At 56.7% G+C, this 24,890-nt stretch carries 22 protein-coding genes and 4 tRNA genes (1 of these 26 only partly in view); 15 read left to right on the top strand and 11 right to left on the bottom strand.

The genetic code is table 11. The features are described 5' to 3' along the window. A protein-coding gene (locus tag J3U87_RS10755) for a DUF4388 domain-containing protein (protein WP_237383046.1) crosses the window boundary here: on the bottom strand, positions 1–2,347 show its 5' portion. Its footprint begins 419 nt before the window's first position; the window shows 2,347 of its 2,766 coding nt (coding positions 1–2,347); its start codon is at positions 2,345–2,347; its stop codon lies off the left edge, out of view. Positions 2,348–2,922: 575 nt separating this feature from the next. Between J3U87_RS10755 and rocD the strand changes: the two genes are divergently transcribed. Further along, positions 2,923–4,140 (top strand): ornithine--oxo-acid transaminase, encoded by a 1,218-nt coding sequence (rocD, locus tag J3U87_RS10750; protein WP_237383045.1) that lies wholly within the window; start codon positions 2,923–2,925, stop codon positions 4,138–4,140. A 56-nt stretch (positions 4,141–4,196) separates the two neighbouring features. On the opposite strand, the gene J3U87_RS10745 is transcribed toward rocD, so the two are convergent. The 7 genes from J3U87_RS10745 to J3U87_RS10715 form a co-directional block, all read right to left on the bottom strand. Further along, a complete protein-coding gene (locus J3U87_RS10745) occupies positions 4,197–4,958 on the bottom strand; it encodes a hypothetical protein (protein WP_237383044.1) in 762 nt (253 codons plus the stop codon). Continuing rightward, positions 4,955–5,689, bottom strand: a complete 735-nt coding sequence (locus J3U87_RS10740) for a glycosyltransferase family 2 protein (protein WP_237383043.1) — start codon at positions 5,687–5,689, stop codon at positions 4,955–4,957. The genes J3U87_RS10745 and J3U87_RS10740 overlap by 4 nt, the downstream gene beginning before the upstream one ends. Before the next feature lie 25 nt (positions 5,690–5,714). Then, positions 5,715–6,977, bottom strand: coding sequence for a hypothetical protein (locus J3U87_RS10735; RefSeq protein ID WP_237383042.1), 1,263 nt, complete (start codon positions 6,975–6,977; stop codon positions 5,715–5,717). Continuing rightward, a complete protein-coding gene (locus tag J3U87_RS10730; RefSeq protein WP_237383041.1) occupies positions 6,961–7,758 on the bottom strand; it encodes a TIGR04282 family arsenosugar biosynthesis glycosyltransferase in 798 nt (265 codons plus the stop codon). The genes J3U87_RS10735 and J3U87_RS10730 overlap by 17 nt, the downstream gene beginning before the upstream one ends. A 15-nt stretch (positions 7,759–7,773) precedes the next feature. Beyond that, positions 7,774–9,981 carry a protein kinase domain-containing protein gene (locus J3U87_RS10725; RefSeq protein ID WP_237383040.1) on the bottom strand — a complete coding sequence of 736 codons (2,208 nt, stop codon included), beginning with the start codon at positions 9,979–9,981 and terminating at the stop codon, positions 7,774–7,776. Positions 9,982–10,363: 382 nt separating this feature from the next. Beyond that, positions 10,364–11,689, bottom strand: coding sequence for a PilZ domain-containing protein (locus tag J3U87_RS10720; RefSeq protein ID WP_237383039.1), 1,326 nt, complete (start codon positions 11,687–11,689; stop codon positions 10,364–10,366). A gap of 194 nt (positions 11,690–11,883) precedes the next feature. Beyond that, a complete protein-coding gene (locus J3U87_RS10715; protein ID WP_237383038.1) occupies positions 11,884–12,222 on the bottom strand; it encodes a tetratricopeptide repeat protein in 339 nt (112 codons plus the stop codon). Between the two features lie 596 nt (positions 12,223–12,818). Between J3U87_RS10715 and J3U87_RS10710 the strand changes: the two genes are divergently transcribed. After that, the gene (locus tag J3U87_RS10710) at positions 12,819–13,649 is read left to right on the top strand and encodes a spermidine synthase (RefSeq protein ID WP_237383037.1); all 831 of its coding nucleotides are present in this window, start codon (positions 12,819–12,821) and stop codon (positions 13,647–13,649) included. A gap of 218 nt (positions 13,650–13,867) precedes the next feature. Beyond that, positions 13,868–16,492, top strand: coding sequence for a GWxTD domain-containing protein (locus tag J3U87_RS10705; RefSeq protein WP_237383036.1), 2,625 nt, complete (start codon positions 13,868–13,870; stop codon positions 16,490–16,492). 123 nt (positions 16,493–16,615) lie between these two features. Here the strand turns inward: J3U87_RS10705 and J3U87_RS10700 are convergent, their stop codons facing one another. From J3U87_RS10700 to J3U87_RS10690, 3 genes are all read right to left on the bottom strand, one after another. Continuing rightward, the gene (locus J3U87_RS10700; protein ID WP_237383035.1) at positions 16,616–17,587 is read right to left on the bottom strand and encodes a peptidylprolyl isomerase; all 972 of its coding nucleotides are present in this window, start codon (positions 17,585–17,587) and stop codon (positions 16,616–16,618) included. A gap of 1 nt (position 17,588) precedes the next feature. Further along, entirely contained in the window at positions 17,589–18,620 is a 1,032-nt protein-coding gene (locus J3U87_RS10695) for a peptidyl-prolyl cis-trans isomerase (RefSeq protein ID WP_237383034.1), read from the bottom strand. Positions 18,621–18,784: 164 nt separating this feature from the next. Continuing rightward, on the bottom strand, positions 18,785–19,171 hold the full coding sequence (locus J3U87_RS10690; protein WP_237383033.1) for a hypothetical protein: 387 nt from the start codon (positions 19,169–19,171) through the stop codon (positions 18,785–18,787). Between the two features lie 312 nt (positions 19,172–19,483). Here J3U87_RS10690 and J3U87_RS10685 point away from each other — a divergent pair, with 312 nt between their 5' ends. The 12 genes from J3U87_RS10685 (at position 19,484) to rplL (ending at position 24,745) form a co-directional block, all read left to right on the top strand. Continuing rightward, positions 19,484–19,912, top strand: coding sequence for a DUF2231 domain-containing protein (locus tag J3U87_RS10685; RefSeq protein WP_237383032.1), 429 nt, complete (start codon positions 19,484–19,486; stop codon positions 19,910–19,912). Between the two features lie 121 nt (positions 19,913–20,033). After that, positions 20,034–20,118: transfer RNA gene (locus J3U87_RS10680), tRNA-Tyr, on the top strand. 14 nt (positions 20,119–20,132) lie between these two features. Then, positions 20,133–20,209 (top strand) — tRNA-Gly (locus J3U87_RS10675). 27 nt (positions 20,210–20,236) lie between these two features. Beyond that, positions 20,237–20,311: transfer RNA gene (locus J3U87_RS10670), tRNA-Thr, on the top strand. An 88-nt stretch (positions 20,312–20,399) separates the two neighbouring features. Beyond that, positions 20,400–21,584 (top strand): elongation factor Tu, encoded by a 1,185-nt coding sequence (tuf, locus tag J3U87_RS10665; RefSeq protein ID WP_237383031.1) that lies wholly within the window; start codon positions 20,400–20,402, stop codon positions 21,582–21,584. Positions 21,585–21,648: 64 nt separating this feature from the next. Then, positions 21,649–21,724 (top strand) — tRNA-Trp (locus J3U87_RS10660). A 29-nt stretch (positions 21,725–21,753) separates the two neighbouring features. Beyond that, a complete protein-coding gene (gene secE, locus J3U87_RS10655; RefSeq protein ID WP_237383030.1) occupies positions 21,754–21,936 on the top strand; it encodes a preprotein translocase subunit SecE in 183 nt (60 codons plus the stop codon). 47 nt (positions 21,937–21,983) lie between these two features. Then, positions 21,984–22,544 carry a transcription termination/antitermination protein NusG gene (gene nusG / locus J3U87_RS10650; protein WP_237383029.1) on the top strand — a complete coding sequence of 187 codons (561 nt, stop codon included), beginning with the start codon at positions 21,984–21,986 and terminating at the stop codon, positions 22,542–22,544. Positions 22,545–22,583: 39 nt separating this feature from the next. Next, positions 22,584–23,015 (top strand): 50S ribosomal protein L11, encoded by a 432-nt coding sequence (gene rplK / locus J3U87_RS10645; protein ID WP_237383028.1) that lies wholly within the window; start codon positions 22,584–22,586, stop codon positions 23,013–23,015. A gap of 92 nt (positions 23,016–23,107) precedes the next feature. Then, positions 23,108–23,800 (top strand): 50S ribosomal protein L1, encoded by a 693-nt coding sequence (gene rplA / locus J3U87_RS10640; RefSeq protein ID WP_237383027.1) that lies wholly within the window; start codon positions 23,108–23,110, stop codon positions 23,798–23,800. An 11-nt stretch (positions 23,801–23,811) separates the two neighbouring features. After that, positions 23,812–24,336 carry a 50S ribosomal protein L10 gene (gene rplJ / locus J3U87_RS10635; RefSeq protein ID WP_237383026.1) on the top strand — a complete coding sequence of 175 codons (525 nt, stop codon included), beginning with the start codon at positions 23,812–23,814 and terminating at the stop codon, positions 24,334–24,336. A gap of 22 nt (positions 24,337–24,358) precedes the next feature. Next, positions 24,359–24,745: a 50S ribosomal protein L7/L12 gene (rplL, locus tag J3U87_RS10630; RefSeq protein WP_237383025.1), complete on the top strand. Its 387-nt coding sequence runs from the start codon at positions 24,359–24,361 to the stop codon at positions 24,743–24,745. Positions 24,746–24,890 lie beyond the last annotated feature (145 nt).

The following is a 24,890-nucleotide window of genomic DNA, read 5'->3' as shown; positions in this document are numbered from 1 at the left end:
CACCGGCGTCTGTTGCGGCTTGGGACCTGTCTTCCGTGGATCCGGTCGATTCGGGGGATTCGTCAGTATCGGGTCCACCGGCCGTGGCTGGCGTGGTGTCGCTCGCAGGTGGCTCGCTGGGCGCCGGCGTATCGGCCGTCTGGGAGGTGGGCGTTTCGGAGGGCTCGCCGCTCTGAAAACGCTCGAGCATGCCCGATTGCCAAAACCAATAGCCTCCCAGCCCCAAGCCTATGAGCACTACGGCGATGAGTGCCAGTTTGCCCGCTCCGCCGCTCTTGGGAAGCTGAATGATGCCGGTATGTTCTTTTTCGGGCATGATGACTTCGGATTTCGGTTCATGGGGTACCTCGCTGACCTTGGCCTGCGGTTCCGGCAGGGGCGGAAGAGCATCGATTTCCTCGGCTTCGTCCTGGAAATCGACTTTCGGAAAGCCCTGTTCGTCTCCTGGCAGCGAAAAAGAGGCATCGGCAAGGCTGCTGTCCGATTCGTCCTTGCCGGGCTTCGCCACGGGGCCTTCCAGACCCTCCAGCGCCTTGTTGAGCTGACTGACCGGATCTGCGCCCGCGGAGGTGGCTTCCTCCTCGGCTTCGGCTCGTTCGGCCAGGGCCTCTTCGTTGACCGTCAGCATGGGTTGTGTCGACGCGTCCTGATCTCCTGCAATCTGATCTTCCGGGTCTTCCAATTCGAAGTGCTGCAATTCCGGGAGATCCGATCGAACATCCTGGAGCTCCCGCTTGAGCGCGTCCAGATCCTCGGCATCCGGAAGGGTGTCGTCGGGACCGAATTCCTCGACTTCGCTCTCCCCGAATGCGGTTTCCAAATCCTGGCCGGGTTCTTCGGCAACCTCGTCCTCGAAGGACGTAACAATGTCCGCGGCGGGGAAGGTGGGTTCCTCCAACTGAATGCCGCCGAAGTCCGGTTCCTCGTCCGGTTCCTTGGGGGTCATCCACTCGGGTTGTTCCTCCCTGACCTCATCCTCGGAAAGCTGGTCGTCATCCTCCAGACTGGGAATCTCCAGGTCCTCGCGCTCATTGTCGAAGCTTCCGTTGCCCAAGCGATCGTCGACCACGAAGGGAGGCTCTTCGGTTTCGTCTTCCTGGGTGTCGGAGAACGCGGGTTCCTCCGCCTGGGGCGCCTCTTCGAAATCAGCCGGTTGGGGACTGGGTATGTAATCGGAGGGGTCAACCGGCCCCGTCGCTTCTTTGCGCCGTGTGTCGAGTTCGGCCAAAGACATTTTGACCGTCTCGTTGTCGTAGGGTTCCTCTTCGACGATGGGAGAAAGAACCATGGGGCCCGAGACCGTCGGGGCCACATCCTCGGCCTGCTCTGGGGTGGGCTCCGGTTCTGGTTCCGGTTCTGGTTCCGGTTCCGGTTCCTCGAAGCTGGGCTGATCGCCGGTGTCCTCGATCTCGGTCGGCGCGGGGGGTTCCATCGCTTCGGGATAGGTATCCGGATTTGGGGCCTCTTCTCGAAGCACCGGTGTTTCCGGCGAGATCTCGGCTTCCAGTGTCGGTTCCGGCTCGTCGTCCATCAGCGTGGAGAGAGGGTCTTCCGGATCGATGCCCAGCGGGTTCTCTTCCTCGTATGCTTCCACGATCGGTGGTTGCCAACTGGGTTCGGCCTCCATGACCGGTTCCGGCTGGATCTCGGGCTCGGGAGCCTTGGGTTGCAACAACCTCATCAAAGTGAACAGGTGCAGGATGCGTTGCGTCTGTTCCTCATCCCACTCCATGTGATCGGAAAGGTCTTCCAACGAAAAGCGGCGATGTTCCTTGATGAAGGTCAAAATCGCCAAATAAGCCGGTGGGAATTCGATATTCTTCAGATTTGCGGTGAAAGATTCGGTGTGAACCCACAAGGTTTCGGGGCCCTGTGTCTCATCGAGAAAGCCCGTTTCATGAAGCCTGATGAACGAGCGAATCAGCAGGCCGATCGTCTGGATCTTCAGCTTGGGTAATTTGGTGGGGAGTGCTTGTTCCTGGACCTGGTAGTTACCTTCGGCCAATTCCAACGTGCGTTGGACCACCCGCGTAATTTGCAACTTGAGAGCCTGCGCCAATTGTTGAGAAGAGACGAGGCGCCTGGATTTCAGGGCTTTCCCCAAGCTTTCCCCTTGCGAGAGGGAGGACTTTACGTCTTCCAGATCGCTTTGGCGGATGGCGCCGTTTTCGACGAGGATATTGGAGAAATGCTCGCTTTCCTCTTCCGAGTTGGCGTAGACGAGACGCCCTTGTTCGAAGAATAAATGCCGTCCCCCTGGAGAGAACGTGATGACACCCGTCTTCTGGTGGAGCACGAAATCAACCAAGACTTGGTGGGACTCGAAGTTCTGATAATCAACTGGCATAGGGGCCTCTCGGGGAATACCATGTGATGTTTGGCCTAATTGTCCCAAGTTTAGCATAGTGAGCCCTGTATGAGGGCTGGCTTTCCCAAGTAACCAATGTGTTTTTTGCGGGTTATGCTTGGCTCCGACCTTTTTTGGAAGGGAGCGGGCGTTACTCGGGTACGGGGCGCCACATTTTTTATGTGCTATTGGAAAGAGTATTAAATAAGGGAATCTTTGTGATGGGGAAATGTCGCGTTTTCGGCTCGAAACGACCCGCTCGGCTTCATGCTGACCCACCTCTCTTGCGAAAGGTTTTTCCGGTGCCCGATCGGCGCGAGTGAAGGTCGCGTTTCAGGGTGTGTTTTGTGTGGAAAAGAAATTTCAAGGGTGAAAAGAGTTCGTTGATGTAGAGTAACATTCTATTAGTCAGTGTCTTAGGTGCTTGAATGACTCCCGTGGCAGAAGGGCGAAGTCAGGTCTTTTCGCTTGACCAGATCGTGTTATTCGAAGACTATGTAGATTTTGGGCGCCCGGTTGTCGCGCTCGCGGCTGATGCCGCCTTTGAACAGGAAGGATCGAACCGGAGGTATTACATGTCAACTACTACCAAACAATCAGCCGTGCTGATTCAGCAGGAATCGGAATTCGGTGCGCACAACTATCATCCGCTCGATGTTGTGCTTTGCCGGGGGGAAGGTCCTTATCTTTGGGATGTTGATGGAAAACGTTATATGGACTTCCTTGCCGCATATTCCGCGGTCAACCAAGGTCACAATCACCCCAAAATCGTCGAAGCACTGGTAAAGCAGGCCAACACCTTGGCGCTCACCTCGCGCGCGTTTCGCAACGACAAGTTTCCACCGTTGCTGGTGAAACTCAATCAGATGACTGGTTTCGACAAGGCCCTTTTGATGAACAGCGGTGCCGAAGCGGTGGAGACCGCCATCAAGGCCGCACGCAAATGGGGATACGATCACAAGAATATCGAAGAAGGCAAGGCCGAGATCATCGTCATGGATGGCAACTTCCACGGCCGCACGACCACCATTATCGGTTTCTCGACCGACGACACCACGGTCAAGGGATTCGGTCCCTTCTCGCCTGGCTTCCACATCGCCGAGTTCGGCAACCTCGAAGCGGTCAAATCGCTGATCAACGAGAATACCTGCGCGATCCTGGTGGAACCGGTTCAGGGCGAAGGCGGCGTCGTCATTCCGCCCAAGGGCTTCCTCAAAGAGTTGAGGGCGTTGACGGAGCGGGAAGACATCCTGATGTTCTGCGACGAAATCCAGTCCGGCCTGGGCCGTACCGGTAAAATGTTCGCCTTCGAACACGAAGGCATTCGCCCCGATGGCGTCACGGTGGGCAAGGCACTTTCCGGTGGTGTGTACCCGGTTTCCGCTTTTCTGGCCAACGAGAAGGTCATGAAGGTGTTCACACCCGGAACCCACGGATCCACCTACGGCGGGAACCCGCTGGCCTGCGCGGTGGCCAACGCGGCGCTGGACGTCCTGGTCGACGAAGATCTGGTCAACCAATCAGCCACCCTCGGCGAGTACATGACCGACCGCCTGAGAAAGATCGATTCACCGCACATCAAAGAAGTGCGCGGTCTGGGACTCTGGGCCGGTGTGGAACTGCACGAGAGTGCCGGTGGCGCGCGCCGTTTCTGCGAACGTTTGCAGGAAGAAGGCATGCTCTGCAAGGAAACGCACACCCATACGATTCGCCTGGCACCGCCGTTGGTGGTGACGAAGGAACAACTGGATTGGGCGCTCGATCTTTTCGAGAGGGTTCTCAAGGAAGGTTGATTTCCCTCCGTTCACGCTGAACGCGACATCGAAGGCCCGCCTGGAGCGGGCCTTTTTTATTGCGTGTCCGCTTGCCGATCCGATTCGGGCGCATCGGCCGTTTCCTCGGAGGGTGTCTCGACTTGGTCCTGGTACTCTTCCAGCAGCGCCTTGCTCCTGGCGTACTGTTGCTGGATGAAGCGTTTCTGAGGCTGGGCGAAAGTGTTCTGGGCAAGGGTGTAGTCGCGTGAAACCACCTTCTGCATGATGATCGCCGCTTTCTTGTACTCGCCCTCGGCCGCGTGGATCCGTGCCATGTGGCGGGCGAAGACGGTCCCCTCGAATTTTCGATCCAGGCGAGGCAACAAGTGGGTTTTGGCGATGTCGATCTCGCCGAAGTGGATGTGGGCATCGATGAACAGGTCGAGGATTGAATCGTCCTTCGGGTAAGCCTCCATCAACCGTTGGCAGAGGGTGAGACACTTTTCCTCGTCATCGAGTTTTAAAAAAGATTTGGCCGCAAAAAGGCGCACGTGCCGACTGGTGTACCGATCGAAGGGAAAGGCGTTGTAGACGGCGACCGCCAGATCCGGCCTTTCGATGGTCTGCAGGTAGTCGATGATCTCGATCAAACGGCCCTCGCTGCGTCGCTCGTCGATCCAAGAGGTGAGTGTTTCCAAATCCGCCGGTTTTGGCTGGCCCTCCTCTTCGAGGTTTCGAAGGCGTTCGTTGAACGCGCGAAAGACGGATTGCAGGGCACGCCTGCGCCAGAGCTTGATGACGTAGGACAGTGCGGCGATGGTGAGGAGAATGGCCAGAAGGGCGATGAAAAAGATCATGTGTGCGAATCCTGGGTGGACGACTTGAGCGATGGGCGGAAGAACTTGTACTTGAAGATCGTGAACAGGATTTTATACCCGGCACGGACCACACCTGAGAGGGTTCCCGAAATCTTGGAGGTCCCGATTCGGTTGCGGTAATTGACCGGCACTTCGGCGATGCGCAGTCCCTCGGTGATCGCCTTGATTTGCATTTCGATGGTCCACCCGAAATTGCGATCGGACATGTGTAGCGATTGTAGGGAATCCCAGCGAATCGCGCGAAAGGGTCCGAGATCCGAGTAGCGAAACCCCCAAAAGAGCCGCATGAGGGAGGTGGCGAGACGGTTTCCGAATTTTTGGGTCACGGTCAGGCTGCCTTTGTCGGCACGTCCCCGAGTTCGTGAACCCAAGACGAAATCGCGTGTTCCGGCGATGATGGGCTCGATCAATTCGGGCAGGTGATCGGGATGATCGCTGCGATCGCCGTCGAGAAACACCGCGATATCGGGAGGATCGTTCTGCATGAAGGCGAGGCCCGCCAGGCAGGCATTGCCGTAACCGGGTGCAGGACAGGGAACCACCGTGCAGCCCGCGGCGGTGGCCACCTCGGCGGTGGCATCGGTGGAGCCGTTGTCGACGACGACGATGCGACGAACGATCGAGCGATCGATTTCCGCGAGCAGGGGCGGAAGCGCCTGGGCTTCGTTGCGGGCGGGAATCAAAATGTCGACGGTGTGGTCATGGGGCATGGGCAACCTTCGTTTTGAGAAATGTTCAACGCGGTATGGGCCGAAATCTTACCAGATCGTCGAGTGATCGCAGGCTGGCCGGCCACAATCTCCAGAAACAACCGTAGAGGACCAACCATTCGCCTATCAGCCAGGCGGGATGGATTTGCCACGACCCGGAGCGGTGGTAGTCGATGAGAATCCAATAGGAGAGGGATGCCGCGGCATAGGCGATCGCGACCAGGTACCAGTGACGCGGCCGGGTGAGCGGCAGCAGCCACAATAGGTACCAAGGATACACCGTTGGGCTGCAAAGGAGCACCAGCAGCCAGGCGGAGCGGCATCGATCGCGAATCCCGACGCCTCTGTGGAGATACAGCCAGATCAGACCGGCGCCGAGTGTCAGGGTCAGGACCACGCGTGCCGATTCGGGAGACCCCAGATGGGCCAGAGCATAGAAATTGGGATTGTTGAAATACCATTGACTGGAAAAGGTCGAGAGCGATTGGAAGAGTCCCGCGCCATCCATCAGAAACGGGAGGTAGCTGGCGACCACGGCCAGGCCGCAGACCGCGGCGCTGTGGCACTGTCGGCCGAACGAGCGGTTCGCCACGGACATCGGCAGGAACACCGCCGGCACGATTTTCAGACTGAAGAGGGCGGCTCCCAAGAGGCCGGGCCCCCCATTGGATTTCGAACGACCGGCGGTACGGAACAGGGCCCAAACCAGAACCAGGCCCGCGAGATCCAGATGGGCGTTCCAGATGCCCTCCACCAGCACGAGCGGGTGAAACATCAACAGCATGAAAGTGCGAACCGGCAGAAACCACCGCGTCAGCATCAGGCTGGTCATCAAGATCAGTTTCCAGGTGAAAACATGGTGGCCCAGGCCGTCCGCGAGTCGAAACAACGCTTGGGCGAGCGGTGGATAGATGGCGGGCAGGTGGGGATGGTTGAGGTAGGGCTCGGCCGGGTGGGCCAGGCTTGGGAAAAGCGATTCGGGTGCGTGGCCGAAGGGCGAATATCCCTGGTTTTGGACGTGCCCCTCCCAAAGGTAGCGAAACACGTCGTCGGAAAGGGCCGGCGGTGCCAGGAGGGCCAGCAGCATCGAGAGCGAACCCGGAATCCACCAGCGCAACCAGTGGGCTTCCTCACGAGGAATCCCGGCATACAACCACCATTGAAGGCTGAGGGCCGCGATCGCGATCAGGTAGCCGGGTACCCAGCCGGTGTGAATCGAATCCATCCAGGTCGCGCCACCGGCGATGGCGACGATCCAGAGAGCGGCCAGCCTATGGGGAGCCGTCATCGATGTCGGTACCGCCCATCTCGATGCCGCTCACCGGCAGCGTGTTGAACTGTCCCGATTGCAGGGCTTTCGTGATGCGGGTCAAGGGATCTTCGCCTTCCGTCGATTCCACGTTCGAAGGACTGATGTGTTCCAAGACCAATTGATCGATTTTCTTCGCCAAAAAGTGTTCTTCGGGCAACTCGCGGCGGAAGCGCGTCAAATCGTCGAGCGAGTCGATATCCATTTTGGCGTCCAACTGGAAGGCGGAGAGCTCGCGTGCCTCGACTTTGGAAAGCGTGGTTTCCAGGACCGTTTCGGTACTCCACTCGATGTCGTCGAAAATCCAGGGCGAATACTCTTGCAATGCGATCAGGTAGTAACCGCCGTCCGTGCTGGGGCCGATGACGAAATCGTGTTCCGCCAGGTGGGAAAACACGCCGTCGATAAACGCTTCGTCCATGCCGATGCAGTCGGACCCGATGACGGCGATGCGCCCGTAGCCTTCGTCGAGAGCGCGGTCCACGGCGCAACTCATGCGCGTGCCGAGGTCGCCGGACTCCTGTTCCCAGTAGACCCAGGTGTCGCCGATCCATTCCCGGTACAGGCCCACGTCGTGGGCGGGATCGTGACAGAGAATCAAATCGTAGCTTTGACTCAGGGGGTAGACCTCGGTGATGACGCGTTCGGCGAGGGCCGCGTAGAGTTCGGCGGCCTGGGGCTCACCCAGGTGGGCCGCGAGCCGGGTTTTCACATGACCGGGCTCGGGGTATTTCAAAAAACAAATCAGTGCGCATTTCATGAGTCACAATCCAGTTCAGAACACGTTGGCTTGCAGCTCCTCGATGAGCTCGCCCATGTTATTAAACCGCATATTGATGCTCTTCATGCAACACTTTTTGATGATCTCGCAAAGCCAGTAGGGGATTTTCGGGTTGAGACTCATCGGTTCCGGCAAGGGCTCTTCCAATTGTTTGAGCATGATTTCCTGGGCGGTTCGGGCGAGGAAGGGCTCGCGCAAGGTGAACATGTAGAACATGATGACGCCCATCGCGTAGATGTCGGTGCGCTCGTCGGTCATGGTGTTCTGGATCTGTTCGGGCGCCATGTATTTGGGGCTTCCGCTGATGTTCTTTTCCTTGCGGGTCTGGGTGACTTTGCGGGCGATGCCGAAGTCGAGGATCTTGGGGATGAAATCTTCGGTGATCAGGATGTTCTGGGGTTTGATGTCGCGGTGGACGACTCCCTGATCATGGGCGGCCTTGAGGCCTTCGCAGATTCGGATCAAAAGCTGGATCTTCTTCTCGATGTTGTCGTTGGGCGAGTTGAGGATGTACGTCTTCAGCGATTGGCCATCCACGTACTCCATGGTGAAATAACCGATGTTGTTCCACTCGCCGATGTCGAAAACCTTGATGATGTAGGGATGGGTCAAGTCACGGGCGGTGATCAGTTCGGCCTTGAGTTCTTCGAAGTTACCGCGATCGGCGAGCAACACCTTGAGCGCGATGACGCGATCGAGGCTCAGGTCGCGAACCTTGAAGATGGAGCCCATGCCGCCTTTTCCGATGGTTTGGACGATCTTGAATCGTTCGGCGATGATTTCGCCCACGGTCAGGTCGTTGGGCGAGAACATGCTGCGCGAGGTACTGAAACTTGATTCGTTGCGCGGCGCCAATTTCGATAGCCGCTTCAGCCGCGTTCGTACGTCGGCGAAACCCACTCGCCGAGCCATGATCCGTTCGAAATAGCGTTTGGCGCTGTCGTAGTCGTGCTCCTCTTCCAGGCAGCGACCCAACAGGTAGAAGTAGGGCATGTTGTTGTCGTCCATCACCGCCTTGGAGACGACGTCCTCCAAAAGCTTGCGCGCCACCGAGTAGTCTCCCTGCTTGAAGAAGATCTCGGACATGATCTTGCGGGCCTCGGGGAAGTTTTCGTCTTCCGGATCCAGCATCTGTAGTTGTTGGAGCGCGTCGTCCAGGCGATTGATCTTATACAGACACTCGCCGGCTTTGTAGCGGTGCTTGGCGTGATGGTAGAGCTTGGCGGCATTGGCGTACTTTTTCAGCCGTTCGAAACAGGATGCTGCCTCGCGATAACTGTGGGTCTGTTCGTACAGAATGGCCGCTTTCTGGAAATCCATGGCCTTGGCGTACATGTCCGCCGCGCCTTTCAGGTCTCCGATTTTCTCGCGGTGGTAGGCGGCTTCCTTGTAATTGCCCAGTAACTCGTTGGCCTTGATGATGAGCTCGTGTTCCTCGCTGCCCTTGAGCAGGGTGACCGCTTCCCGGTACTGACCCTGTTCGAACGAAATCTTGCCGAGCAGGGTCCTGGATTCAGGGCTCTGGACGCCCCTGAGTAAATTGGTGGCCTCCTCGAACTGGTTCATCGCCAGGTGGATTTCGGCGGCCTTGATGGGGTTGCCGCCCTTGACGAAGCACTTGGCCGCCTTGTCCGGCTGATTGATCTCGCGAAAAATCTCACCGGCCTGATTGAAACGCTTGGCACCTACGTGCATGTTGGCGATCCAACTGCGAAACTTGAGAATCCGGGCTCGGGAATTGGGACCTTCCTCACGCTCGAGCTTATGGATGACCTTGGCGAACATGGAAATCGCTTTATCGAGATTCTTGATTTTGCCGTAGATCACTCCGGCCTTTTCGTGAAAACCGAGTTGTTCGTAAATGCCAGCGGCTCCGGTAAGATCGTTGATCTTTTCCAGCATTTCGGCTGCTTCGAACAGCATGCCGCTTTGCCGGAAGATGTCGATCGCCTGTTCGGTATCACCCTGGCGAATGTAGAAATCGGCGAGATCCTGGGGCTTCCCATTTTTTTCCAAAAGCTTCTGGGCCTTCTTGACTTTGCCAAGTTGCTCCTGGAGTTTGGCGGCTTCCACGAAGTTCTGGGCCTTGAGGTAGGCCTTGATGGCGGCGCGATGGTTGCCGTCCATTTTGAAGAAGTCACCAGCTTGGGTATAGTCCCGGTTGCTCATGGCGAGGCGGGCCTGCTTTGCCCAATTTCCCATGGATTACCTCGTGGCGTGAGATGGATTTGTGAAAAGATCCCGAATGGAGATGGGTCACATTATAAATGGGTTCCAGCCGCTACACCAAGTTAGTTGGCCGTTCTGTTAGCATAACCCGAGTGAAAAAAATGCCCAATAGTTTGCGAAACGACTTCCCAACGATGCGAAAAAAACCATTAAATAACCCTTCGGAGGGACCCATCGGTATCGAGACGATCACCAACCCAATCGTCGCGGGGATTGCAGCGGGTCCCGTTTTGCGAGGGTAGGCAAGGGTTTCGAAGGGGTTCACGGCTTGTTCGCGTGAGGGGCGCCGTGCTGCCGGACAGCGCGTCGCTGCCGCGGGCGGGTCCAGGAGTCGTGCTTGGCGGCGGTGTCGTGGTCAGCCGCTCAAAGCCTGCAGAAAATCTTGCGCGGTGGTCATCGGCAGGGGGATCACCGTTTCAATCTTCAGCATTTTCAGCTTGATCATGTCCTTGCCGGTGAGATCGTTGCCGCACACGACGACCTTGCGATCGTTGAGCACACCCATGTTGTGGATTTTCTCGAGCACTTCCACGATGTTGCGCCCTTTGAAGGCGGTGCCGCACAGAATCATGGCCGGTGCATCTTCCGTGATGACCTTGACGGCACTGATGGGTGTGTTGCTGATGATCACTTCGAAGGGACTGTTCTTGGCCTTCAAGAAGGGAATCTCTTCCAGCAGGGCTTCGCCCAGCACGAGAACGGTGGGGCGCTTACTGGCCTCGGGTGCGGGCGCACTCTGTTCCTTGGCCGGTTCCGGAGCATTCTCGCCCGCCTTGGCCGGGGGTGGCGGTGCCGCCTGGGTCGGATCGGCGGGTGGTGCGGAACGGCTGGCCCCCGCGTCGCCGCTGGGAGCCGCGGCGCCGCCCGCAGTCTCGGGACGGGCGCCTTCGGAGGCCGGGGCACGGGGAACGGCCCGCGCTTCTTCCCGTTCTTCGCGACGTTTCTTGGAGCGCCGTACGGGTTTGAATTCCAGGGTGCGCGGCTCGATGAATCTCAGGATGCCGCTGTATTGGGCTTTGGGGAGATTGGCGAATTCGATGGCCAACCGCCACCTGCCATCTCTCCAGACGCGCTTGGCGAGACCCGAGACCTCCATGAGCGGGCAGCCGGGCAAGCGATTGATCTTGACGATCGCCAGCTTGGCGCCAGGTTTGAACAAGGTCTCGGTCGGTGGGATTTCGCGCTCGTTGGAGAGGTTCATGGCCTTTTCGATGGTCAGCGAAATGCCGCCCGTGCCGATGTCCACGGCCATGCCGAACACGCCGTTGCCGCTGCCCAACCCCTCGAGAACCGTAACCTTGACCTGTTCCCGGGGAGTGAAGGCCGTGCGCAGGTGCTTGCGCCGCTCCGAGTGATTGATGGCTTTGGGAATCAAGATGTGGGGCTTTTCGTTGACCAGGACGAACTTGCTCTTGAAGGTCCACCAGGTGCGGTCCAGCGGAAAGCCGACGCTGACGTCCATGCCGTGTTGGATACCGCGAAACAGGTCCTGCTGCACGCGGAGAACCTTGTTTTTCTCGTCCATGTACAAGATATCGGTATCCGCGGATTTACCTTTGAGGCGCAGTGTCAGGGGAATCCGCTTTCGGTATACTTCGTCCAGATAACCCAGTACTTCATCTTCGGTATTGATGAGGGCTTCGTCGTTCGATTTAGTTTTTTTTCTGGAAAACAACGGCACGGTATGATGCTCCGGTATGCAACGGCTTTGCTTGACTATACCTATCGAAGGGAAGACAAATTCCCTTTAGAGATTCCAATACCTTTATTTAGAAAAATCGGTGCAAATTCGCACACCGATCCCTTGTCAGCTCCGCCACCCTCGCAACCAACCGGTCGAAAGAGCGAACCCGACCCTTTTCAAGAGGTTGTTCATCAGGCCCCGCTACCGGGAGCGGCCATCATGTCTCGCATGGCTTGTTTGCATTTGGCTTCCATCGCCGAATCCGGTGACGATTCCAACTTGCGCAGGATAAAGCGGTAGTCTTCCAGTGCACGGGAGTAATTGTCGAGTCCGTATTGGAAAATTTGCGCGCGTTGGAGGTAGAGATTGAGGCGTTCCGGGGCCAGTTTGATCCCGCAATTCAGGTAGGCGATCGCTTTGGGAAGATCTTCTTCCAAAATGGCCTGCTTCGCTTTCAAGCAAAAGGGCTTGACGAGGTCTTCTTGGCGAAGATCCGGATTTCGGCGCAAAAACTTCCTGACGAAATTCATCGCTTTCAAAATTCCTTTGCTCCTGAATTGCCGCCTATTTTATACCCATGGGTCATTAACGTCAAACACCATTCGAGATGATTTTGGTACTTGTCATTCGCGCTCTGTCTATTTATCATTGGCGGCCCGCCGTCTGTCTTTAGATAGTGATCTTAAACGAAATCCATTGATGGTGCCCCTGTTTTCACGGTTTGTGCAATCATCTGCGAACATGGGCCTTGGCTGGAGAGAATGCACCGTTTTCGCCGTTCTTCAGGCGAAAACCCGCTTGATTGCCCTACTAACGTGAGGTTGCGTCGTTTTAACCTTTTTTCGCGAGCCGGGAGTTTGCCGGCGAATGCAGTGACGACCTCTTTCATATGAGGTGATTGTTCATCGGCACATCCCTTATGCATTAATCGGATTCGGTGTCTCGGCAATTGAATTTGGGGCCCGTTGCCTTGCGACGATTTCGCCGTCCGTCTCTTACGGTGTGTTCGACGCCCATGTACCCCTGCGGTGATTCTCTCCGGGATCCCGTTCCGCGTGGATGCCCATGCTAGGATGAACCGGAGCCAGTCGTTGACTCGATCGTTTCGCGACCGGCAGGGGGGACCTTGGCCACACATCACCGTGTCCTGTTCGACGAGCGCAGGGGTGAAGACTGGATTCGGGTTGTCGATCTTTTTCCCGAGCAGCATCGATACCTCCATTTCGAACACAGTATCCAAGGTGTCATGAGTCTGGTTGATCACTGTGCGCCCGTGCTCGAATACGTCGGAGTCATGTGTTCCGGGGCGCGAGTGTTGAAACCACAGCCGTCGCAGGTCCTGATCGGCGGCCTGGGAAGTTGCGCCACCCTTCACGCCTTCAATGCCTACTGGAAACACCGAGCCCGCATTCGATCGGTCGAATCCAGCCTGCTGGTCCTGGAATTGGCGCGCCGTTTTTTCCGCCTCGACCCCAAGGATGAAATCATTTTGGGAGATTTCCGTTCCACGCTCGAAGACGACATCGACCAGCTCCAGGACCTGATCGTCATCGACTGCTATTCGTCCCAGTTCGTGCCGCCCCATCTCCTGACCCTCGAGTTCATGGATCTGCTCTACCAATCGCTCGATGGGGACGGGATCGCGGTTTTCAACATTTGGAGTCCTGGCTGTAACCGCATATGCGGCGCCCAAATCAGGACCATGCTCGAGGTGTTCGAAGAGGTCGCGATCGCCGCCTGTCACGAGGACGACAACTTCATCGTCTTCGCCTCGCGCCGGCGCCGTCCGGATTGGCCGGTCAAACTTCATTTCAAGGGACTCGTCTACCGGTTGGACGTTCTCTCGTTGCGATTTCGCGGGTACTGGCCGGATTACATGAGGGAAGCCGGTCTGATCGGTGACCGCAACATGCTGGATTTCCTGCGGGAGTTGATGCTGCAACACGGCCGTACCTGAGCCCGGTCCCCAACGTGCTCCGTGGCGGTTTCGGCGACGATCGCCGGCACTGGCGGGGATCGCGCGAAACCCTCGATTTGGTTTTGTGGTTTAATGGAGGACTCGATTTGGGCGTTTCCCGGCGGGATGCGTAAAAGTACGATACAACGGTTGTCATCCCGCCTGGGCCCGTGCATGGTTGCGTTGTGAACGATAGGTTTTTCGAGGTTGTGACACTTATGAACTTTTGGCGCTGCGTTTGGATCTTGAGCTTGACGGCCACGCCCCTGTGGGCTCAAAAGCTCAATCTCGGCTCCCAGGAAGACTTTTTGACGGTGGTGGATCCGATCATCACCAAGGGCGAGCTGGAAATATACAAGGCTCTGCCCAACATGGACAACAAGCGGTATTTTCAGGGGATCTTTTGGTACAAGCGCGATCCCAGGCCCGAGACGGCAAAAAACAGTTATCGCCGGGCCTATTTCGAGCGCCGCCAGATCGCGGTCGCCCAATTTGGCGAAGGCAAGAAGTCGGGTCCCAAAACGGATCGCGGCAGGGCCTTTCTGTTGCTGGGTGAGCCCGAGAACGTAACCCAGCGGAAATTGTCCGATTCGGGCCTGCTCGCCGGTTATGAAGAAGTCTGGGAGTATCCCTCGCAGAATGTGACGCTCCGGTTTCTCTTCGATTCACGCGCCAACAGCTACCGGCTCGTCGACAAGGAAAAGTGGGAGCCGCGCTTCGAGGAGATTCGCGAGCTGCGCGTTCTCGACCGGGCCGAACCCTACCGCCTGCGCCCACTTCCCCTGACCCTGCCTTACCTGGGCTTCACCAAAGACATCGAAAACCTGGCCAGTGACGATCGGTTCGAACTGGACTTCGCCCTCAGTTACTACTTTCTCAAAGGGGATCAGAACCGCACCGAAGTGTTGGTGGGCCTGACACTCTACGACGCTTCGAAGCGCGGCATCGACGTGAACCTGACCGCATACGACCCCTACCAACACAAAGTGGTCGACTTCAAGAAACGCTTCGATTTACAGAATGGCGACATGAAGATGTTCTCGGTGGTCATGGAGCCCGATCAATACGACCTGGTACTGCGTGTCCACGACCGAGACGGCCGCGAGGGGATCGATCGGCGCCGCTTGGACGTGCCCCGTCTGACGCCCCTGAATCCCGCCGCTTCGAGCCTGTTGATCGCTCGCGGTTTCGAAAAGGTACCCTTGGAAGGGTTCACCATGCCCAAGAAATTCGTGTACGCCGGCCGTTTTTTCCCGGTGGAGCACGACTTCGTGGGCTACCGGGGCGATCGCCTGTTCCTCATGCGCTATTATTATGGTTACCAATACCTGCCTCAAAGCGACTTCTACCTCAATGGGGAAATGGTGCCCGCCAAGGTGGAGGCACAGCAACAGGAAGAAGACGGCCTGCGCGTGGTCTATTCGATTCCCTTCACCGACCGCCGCGCGGGAGTCAACGAGATCCAGGCGGTTTTCGTGAACGAGAGCGGCAACGGCGTCACCGATCAGGCCTGGGTCAACCTCGATCCTGAGCGTCAGCCCGGTTTCCGGCCGCCGCTTTCACCCCTGTTGAGCGAAGCCCGCGATTCCGAAGGGGTTCGCCTGGTGTTGCCGGCCAAAGACGAAATCACCGCGCTCGACCGCGTGGTGGTCCGCCCCGATCCGGGCGTTCAAATTCGCAAGATGAGCGTGTTCCTCAACGGTCGATTGATCCTGGAAACCCGTCGATCTCCCTGGGAGGTCTCGGTGGATCAGGGCCTGTTCTCGATTTCCGGGCAGAACATCCTGACCGTGGTTTGCGATACTTCCCGGGGCCTGGTCCGGTTGGAGCGTGAGCTGGCCCCCCTGCGCGCCGACGAAAAGATCAAGACCCGTCTGGTCCAGGTGTTCTTCAACGCTTTCGATCCCTCGTTATCCTTCCTGCACGACCTCGATTTCGGCAAACTTCGCGTCACCGTCGACGACAAGGCCGTCAAGCCGGTCGAGGTGGAGAAGATCGAGGAACCCATCACTTATTGTTTCCTGGTCGATACCTCCTTCAGTATGAAGGATTCCTTCAAGGACAACGTCCGCGCGGTCAAGCGCTTCATCGAGTCGATGCGGCCCGACGATTCCGGGATCTTCGTATCCTTTTCCGACAACTACGTGCAGTACCTCGAGCCCAACAGGTCCAAGGCGGTCCTGCTCAGCGTGGCCGAGGCGCTCGATCTGCAGCAGCCCAATCCCAAACACGGCGACAAGCTCTACGAAGAGAACGAGACCTTTCTCTACGATTCCGTGATCGCCGCGATTCACACCCTGCTCCAGTATCCGGGCCGCAAGGTCATCGTCCTGGTATCGGACGGCATCGGCATCGAGGGCAAGTACAGCCGCAACGGCATGCTTTCCTACGCCCGTGAGAACGACGTCGTGATCTACAGCCTGTGGCTGGACAACAACCCCGGGCTCTCCGACGAGGAAACCGCGTTCCTGCAAAAGGAGACCGGCAAGGCCGAGAAGTTTGTGCGGGCCATCGGTTTGTCGCGCCTCTTCGCCAAGAAGGACGAGAAAAAGAACTACGTGGCCAACAAGGTCCGTTTCAGCAGCATCAACCAGGGCGTCCTGAAGATCCTTTCAGAGGAGTCCGGCGGTTTCCATTACCGGATTTTCCGGGCCGATCGCAGCAAGATCAGCGAGTACGTGCGCGATATCGAGAAAGCGGTCGAATCGCAATTCGTCATGACCCTCAATTTGCCGGTGTCGATCAAGACCCAGCACGTGCAAGTCGACTTCGAAGACGACGACGTCTCGATTCGGGCCAAATCCGAAATCAAGGTACGCAAGACCAATCCGCTCCTGGATTGATCGAGGTCCAAATAAAGCGACGGCTCCGTTCGAGGCCTGGAGAGTTCCAGCTCGGACGGAGCCGTTTTGTAAAGGAGTCGAGATCGAACGTTCGCCGATCCGACTTCGGCTAGCGAGGCTCGCTCATTCCGCGAGATCCTTGGGCGGTTTGCGCGTTTTCACCTGAAGCAGGTACTTGTTCTTCAGGTCTTGGAGGTAGGTGGCCATGGTGCTTTCCATGCGCGGCATGCGCAATTCGCGCACGATGTCGTCGCGGACTTCCTGGATCGGCTTGGGCTTCGGCGGCGTGCGGTCCAACAGCTTGATGATGAAATAGGCGGTCTGGGTCTCGAACACTTCCGACACTTCGTTCAGCGCCATGGCGTTCACCTTGTCCTCGATCAGCTTGTTCAGGTCACCGTATTGGACGATGCCCAGATCGCCGCCGCTTTCCTTGGAGCTGGAATCACTGTACATTTGCGCGGCTTCGGTGAAATCACCGCCCTTTTTGAGGAACTCGGCCGCGCTGTTGGCCTTGATCTTGGCGGCCAGGGGATCGCCCTCGCCTTTGAGCAGCACGATTTCCGCGATGCGATAGGTGGCGGGGTTCAAATAGTCTTCGCGGTGCTCGGAGTGGTGTTTGGCGATCTCGCTGTCGTCGATCTTGATTTGGGAGACGACCTTGGTGTGGATCACCGTGTCGGCACTGTCCTGGCGTTTGCGGAACTCGATGAAATCGTGCATCGACATACCGGTCTGTTCTTGGATGATTTCCTCGAATTCCTGTTCGGAGAGGCCGTTCGATTCGCGCATCGCGTTCAATCTGCTGCGGACGTCTTCCTCCGACAGCGCCATGCCCAGTTCCACCGCGTTCTCGTAGAGCAACAGTTGCTCCTGGGCTTCCTTGAGGGTGTCTTCCCAGGCGGTCTTCAGTTTTTCGTCGAGCTGGGCGCCGCGATAGGCCTGAAGATAGCCCTGGCGGCGTTGTTCGTACATCATCACCAGTTCGCGTTGCGTGATGATCTTGTCGTTGACTTTGATGGCGACGCGGTCCACGAATTCGGTTTCCGGGGCGTTGGATTGCCAAGTCAGTATGAAGCACAATAAAAGCGCCATATTACAAGTTACTCCTTTGGGCGGGGTCCTGATACGTGAAAGGGAGGCTGTCTTCATGGACCTTCAGGTCGATGGACGATTGGTATTGTTTGATCATGTCTTCCAACAAAGCCTCGGCCGCCTGGTGTTCCAGCTTCTGCCGAATCTCGTGGTAGGCCTCCTCGAAGGGGACTTGAGACTCGGGTGTGATGGCTTCGAGATAAAGTATATAGTAAACGGTCGCCTCGCCCTGCTTGATCGGGATGATTTTCGAGTAGCGGCCGGGACGCATGCGGCGCACCGCCCGACTGAATGATTGGTTCAATGCCGTGAGCGGCAGGTTGACGGGTAAAAGGTAGTCCTGGTTTTCCAGGTGTTCCGCGGCCACCTCCAAAAAGGGGCGCTTCGACTTTTTCAGGGCCTTCCCCAATTCCTTGGCCTTTTCCTCCGTCGAGAACTGGAGAATCCGCAAACGGTAGTGCACGTCCGATTTGTAGTCTTTTTCGTTGGTGCTGTAGTAATCGTTGATCTCTTCGTCGGTGACGCTCACCTGATTGAGGAGAATCCGGTTCAGGAACTGTTGGACCGCGAGCCGGCGGCGAATGGCCGCCTTCCACAATTCCTGTTCCTTCGGTTCCATGAGATGGAAGCTGACCATCGTCATTTGATTGTGAATGAAGTCGTCGATCTGATCCTGGCTGACGTAGATCGGTTGACGCGCCGCGATTTCGGCGATCGTCAGCTCGCGGATGAACTCGTCGAAAACCCGTGAATGGAGTTCGTCGTTCAGCTTCTCTTCCAGTTCGAAATAGACTTCGTGAATGAAGAACTCATATTCCTTCAGCCGGATTTCGGTGGGCCCGCGCAGGTCGTTGGGGATCGTCACGATGATCGGCGATTCCTGGGGGAGCACCTCTTCGGGCGTATTGCCACAGCCGGCGAGCATCAGGATCGCGAGCGAGACGATGGTCGCCCTGCAGGCCGCGGAAGCCGATTGAAAGCGAACCTTCGTTCCGAAGGGGAGGGGGCGGTTCGGATGTAATGGGTCGACCAAGGGAATGCCTCTCGAATGATCTGGGTATTGCCGAAAGTCGGGCTCGGCCGTGGTGGCCGTGAACGCCGTTCGGGTTCGCTCCCGCCGGCCCGGGAAGCCATGGGTTCATATATTAGGTGTGGGGCGCGTCCGAGGGACGGCCGGGTTCTTCCCGACCCGGACGATTACACCACCATGGGAACCACGATCTCGTCGATCTTGAATACATTGTCGCTTTCCACGTAGAACGAGAGATCTTCGAATTGAAGCATGGCGAGGGACAGGCTTCGCGCGCGGGCCTTGTGTTGTTCGGGAACGGTTTCGTCCCCATCGAGGCCGACGAATGCGTGGAAACCTCCGCTGCTGGAGCAGGGTTCGCCGATCGCGTCGAGCGATTTGCCGCATACGGCGCAATGACCGGGAAGCGTCAGCAGGCTGCGATAAGTATAGAACCGCACGGAGGGTAGGGTTTGGTGGCGTGTCTTGCCGCGTGCTTGAAATGCGTCGACGACTTCCAGGGATGCCCCCAGCAGCAAAACGACTTCCTGGTATAAATCAACCTGTAACAACATGTGCGTGATCCTTGGCGCTCCCTTTTAGAAGGGTCGCCGCCCCCGGGTTGGCGCTGTTCCGAAAAGATCGCGATGCCGGGGTTTTCCGGATGAGGTTCCCGCTCGCGCGTCGGGGCGATGCTTTTCCCACCTCGTCCGGGGCTGGACGATTATAATCCAAGTCGACCGTGCCTGAAAAACCCGATTCACGGGAGGCGGCCCCTGAGATCGGTTTTCCCACGGCGAGCGATCGGTTTTGCGGCGGGATTGCAACTCGAGAGGACGGATCGCGGGCCCATTCGCCCCACATACCGCAACGCGGAGGTTGTGACCTTGATCGATCACATCGCATGGCATCCCTTTTTGGTGCATTTTCCCATCGCTTTCTGGCTTCTGGGGAGCCTGGTTCTCGTGGCCGGGACCCTCACCGGAAGACAGCCCTGGCTGTCGGTCGCCTGGTTCCTTCTGGCACTGGGTGGCGTGACCGTGATCCCCGCCGTTTTGAGCGGACAGGCCGACTATGCGGCCTTGAGCGGAGAGATCAACGAGACGCTGGAAACCCATCGCGACTGGGGTAACGCCCTGCCCTGGCTGATGTGGGTCATGATCGTTTTAAAAGCGCATAACTATTTTAAAAAAGAAGGGTTTAAGGTCAAAGACTGGATTTGGTGCATTTGGGGGGTTGCAGTTTCAATCGGGATCCTCTATGCTGGCGTCCTTGGTGGCGCCTATGTCTACGAAAGGGCATTCGCGACCCACTAGCAACCCGAACGAAAAAAGTTTTTTTTAGGGGTTGCGACCCAAAAGGTTTTTTGCTAATTTAACAAACTCGTTGCGCACCGGTTCTAATCGGCCTGGATGCGATGCTTTTTCGGCGATTAGTGGGGGAATTCCAGAGTGGCCAAATGGGGCAGACTGTAAATCTGCTGGCAATGCCTTCGGTGGTTCGAATCCGCCTTCCCCCACCACTCCGAAGAAAAACGCGGGAATAGCTCAGCTGGCTAGAGCATTAGCCTTCCAAGCTAAGGGTCGCGGGTTCGAATCCCGTTTCCCGCTCCATACACAATCTGAACTCGAAACAGATAAGCCCTTATAGCTCAGTGGTAGAGCGCATCCTTGGTAAGGATGAGGTCATCGGTTCAAATCCGATTAAGGGCTCCATTTTATTTTGGGTTGTTGGTGGGATACACAAGCAAATCCTTTTGCTGAAGAATACAGAGAATTAACGAGATCGTAGGAGATCGGCACCATGGCAAAGGAAAAATTTGAACGTAGCAAGCCGCACGTGAACATTGGCACCATCGGTCACGTTGACCATGGTAAGACCACTTTGACCGCTGCAATTACCGACACTTTGGCGGATAAAGGTTTTGCAGAAAAGCGTGCGTACGACCAGATTGACAACGCGCCCGAAGAGCGCGAGCGCGGTATCACGATTAACACCGCTCACGTTGAGTACGAAACTGACAATCGCCACTACGCACACGTAGATTGCCCGGGTCACGCTGACTACGTCAAGAACATGATCACCGGTGCCGCTCAGATGGACGGCGCGATTCTGGTTGTGTCCGCAGCCGATGGTCCTATGCCTCAGACTCGCGAGCACATCCTGCTCGCTCGCCAGGTTCAGGTTCCTTCTATTGTTGTGTTCATGAACAAAACCGACCAGGTTGACGACGAAGAGCTCTTGGAACTCGTCGAACTCGAGATCCGCGACTTGCTTTCCAACTTCGAATTCCCCGGCGACGACATTCCCATCGTTATGGGCTCCGCGCTTAAAGCACTCGAAGGCGACGCCGACCATCGCGGCAAGATCCTCGAGTTGATGGCTGCGGTCGACGAATACATCCCGACCCCCGAGCGCGCTCTGGACAAGCCCTTCCTGATGCCCATCGAAGACATCTTCTCCATCTCCGGCCGCGGTACCGTTGTAACCGGTCGTATCGAGACCGGTATCGTCAAGGTCGGTGAAGAAGTCGAAATCGTCGGCATCCGCGAAACTCAGAAAAAAGTCGTGACCGGTGTCGAAATGTTCCGCAAGCTGTTGGATCAAGGTGAAGCCGGCGACAACGTCGGTCTGTTGATCCGCGGTCTGGACAAGAAGGAAGTCGAGCGCGGTCAGGTCATGTCCAAGCCCGGCTCCATCACGCCACACACCAAATTCGAGGCCGAAGTCTACATCCTCACCAAGGATGAAGGTGGCCGCCACACGCCGTTCTTCAAAGGCTATCGCCCGCAGTTCTACTTCCGTACCACCGACGTGACCGGTGTGGTTCACCTGCCCGAAGGTACGGAAATGGTCATGCCTGGCGACAACCTGAACCTGGTCGGCGAGCTGATCACTCCGATCGCCATGGATCCGGGCCTGCGTTTCGCCATCCGCGAAGGTGGTAAAACCATCGGTGCCGGCACCATCGCCAAGATCATCGAGTAACCGTTAACTCAAAAGAATCCCCTTGTATGCGCCCAGGCGCGTACAAGGGTCTCTTTGTGTCTGTAGGGGTATAGCTCAGTTGGTAGAGCAACGGTCTCCAAAACCGTAGGTCGCGGGTTCAAGTCCTGCTGCCCCTGCCACTCTCTTTTTTATGTAGATGGAGCCGGTCATGTCCAACTTTTCTGAATATTATCAAGATGCCAAGAAGGAACTGAAGAAGGTCCATTGGCCGGATAAGCCGAAAGTGATTGAGACAACGGCCATTGTCATGGGGTGTACGGCCGTCTTCGCAATTTACCTTTGGTTTGTGGATATCGGCATTTCTTGGATTTTTAACAAATTGTTTTATTGAGCCCCTATGCTTCCCCCTGGCGGAAGTCCAAAAAAAGGTTTGAATTGATGGACGAGGAAAAAAAAGATAGTTCCGAACAAGATGAAATGCGTTGGTACATCGTCCATACGTATTCGGGCTACGAGAACAAAGTCAAAGAAAGCATCGAGCAGCGGTTCACCGCGCTGGGCAAGGGCGACTTGTTGGGCGAAGTTCTGATCCCCACCGAGAACGTCATGGAGATGAAGAACGGTAAGCGGGTCATCACAACGAAAAAGCTCTTCCCCGGATACATTTATATCCGCATGAACTTGACCGACGAAGGGTGGCACGTTGTCAAAAGTACGCCACGGGTGACTGGATTTGTCGGCGGTCGAAACCCGGCTCCGCTTTCCGAGGATGAGATCAATCAAATCCTCAACCAAGTTCATATGGCTCAGGAAAAGCCCAAGCCGAAGTTCCTGTTCGAGGCCGGCGAAAAGATCAAGATCATCGACGGTCCCTTCGCCAATTTCATCGGCTCCGTGGATGAAGTGAACGAAGACAAAGGCACTCTGAAAGTTAAAGTCACCATCTTTGGGCGATCCACTCCCGTTGAATTGAGCTTTCACGAAGTCGAGAAAATCTAAAACGCTTTTCAGTGAAAAACAGATAAGGGTGACTCCAAAATGGCAAAGAAAATCTCTGGTTTTATCAAGCTCCAGCTTCCCGGAGCGCAGGCTACCCCCGCACCGCCGGTCGGTCCCGCGCTCGGTCAGCACGGCGTGAACATCATGGAGTTCGTCAAGGCCTTCAACGCCAAGACGGCTCAGAATCCCGGTCTGATCGTACCGGTCGTGATCACGGTTTACGCGGATCGTTCCTTCTCTTTCGAAGTGAAGACGCCGCCCGTCGCCGTCCTGATCAAAAAGACGCTCGGCCTCGAAAAAGGCAGCGCCGAACCCAACCGCAACAAGGTCGGGAAGCTTTCCGAAGCCCAGGTCGAGGAAATCGCCAAGACCAAGATGCCGGATCTCAACACGACCGACATCGAGTCCGCCAAGCGCATGGTGCGCGGTTCGGCTCGAGCGATGGGCGTCGAAACCGAGCTGGTTGGCTGAGCCAACCCCCACAACCGATTGGATCCAAACGGCGCGGCGACCACCCCGCGCCTTATCAAGTTTAGGTGGGAGCGTAAAACACAGGAGGATGTATGGCCAAAAGAGGCAAAAAGTACCGTGCCGCCGCCTCCCGTATCGATTCCAAAGAGTACGATTTACGCGAAGCCTTGGAACTGCTCAAGTCTGTTGAAGGTGCCAAGTTCGACGAAACCGTCGAAATGGCCTTTCGCTTGGGTGTCGATCCTCGTCGCGCGGACCAGATGGTTCGCGGCACCGTTATGTTGCCACACGGAACCGGTAAAACCAAGCGGGTTCTCGTGATCGCCGACGGGGAGCGTCAAAAACAGGCCGAGGAAGCCGGTGCCGACATGGTGGCCGGTGACGAAATCGTACAGAAGATCCTCGATGGATTCTTGGAGTTCGACGCGGTAATCGCCACACCTGCCATGATGCGGGTGGTCGGTCGTCTGGGTAAGGTGCTCGGTCCCCGCGGACTGATGCCCAACCCCAAAACCGGCACCGTGACCATGGATGTAGCGACTGCGGTGAAAGACATCAAGGCTGGTAAGGTTGCCTATAAAGTCGACAAAACCGGTATTGTTCATGCGCCCATCGGCAAGAAGTCTTTCGACCTTGCCAAGCTCTTTGAGAACGCCCAGGCCCTGGCCAACAACGTTGTCAAAGCGAAGCCGGCGGCCGCAAAAGGGAAATACCTGAAAAGTGTCCACGTTACCGCAACCATGAGTCCCGGTATTTCTATCGATACCAACTCTGTGTCGGCATAGGGGAGGCGTAGATGGATAAGCAAAGCAAGCGCGAAATCGTGCAGCAGTTGCGCGAAGACCTGCAGGGCGTCAACAGTGTACTACTCTGCAACTTCAAGGGACTGAGCGTAGAAAAGGACACTCAGCTTCGTCGCAAGGTTCGTGAGTCCGGCGCCAAATACGTCGTCGTCAAGAACACTCTGCTGAAGCTGGCTTTTGCCGATAGCGACTTTTCTCAAGTCAACGACAAGCTGGTGGGTAACACCGCTCTGGCATACCACGAGGAAGACATCGTGGGCCTGGCCAAAGTGGTGAGCGACTTTGCCAAGGACAACGACGCCTTCGAATTCAAGGCGGGCGTCGTGGAAGGCAAAGCCATTGACATCAACGGGCTGAAAGCCCTCGCCGAACTGCCTCCGAAAGAGGTGTTGGTATCCAAGTTGATGTACATGATGAACTACCCGATCCAAGGTCTGGTTACGGCACTTTCCGGAGTATCGCGTAACTTTGTCGTGGTACTTGATCAGATTAAACAGAAAAAAGAACAAGAAGGATAAGTAGAGTTAAGGAGATTTGATCATGGCGACGATTACTAAAGAAGAACTCATCGAATCCATCAAGTCGATGACCGTCTTGGATCTGGCCGAATTGGTAAAAGCTCTCGAAGAAGAGTTCGGCGTATCGGCTGCGGCCGCCGCCGTTGCCGCTCCCGCCGCTGGTGCTCCTGGTGCACCTGCCGCCGCTGAAGAAGAGAAAACCGAATTTGACGTGGTTCTCGAATCCGTCGGTGCTAAGAAAATCGAAGTTATCAAGGTCGTTCGTGCCGCTACCGGTCTCGGCCTGAAAGAAGCCAAGGCTCTCGTCGATGGCGCTCCCGGAAAAGTCAAAGAGGGTGCTCCCAAAGAAGAGGCCGAAGAAATCAAAAAGAAGCTGGAAGACGCCGGCGCTACCGTCAAACTCGCCTAATGAACATCTACCGGCACCCCTCACGGGGTGCCGTTTTGCAAGGTATACCAATTTCTCCGTGTGGGAACGCAACCGAACATCCCCAACAACTAATTCCCGAAGTTTTCGAAGGAGCCGGCCGCAAATCGTGGTCCGGTCTTTTTGT

The organism is Sulfidibacter corallicola (genome assembly GCF_017498545.1).
GTDB lineage: Bacteria > Acidobacteriota > Holophagae > Acanthopleuribacterales > Acanthopleuribacteraceae > Sulfidibacter > Sulfidibacter corallicola.
This window is presented reverse-complemented; position numbering and strand designations above follow the sequence as displayed.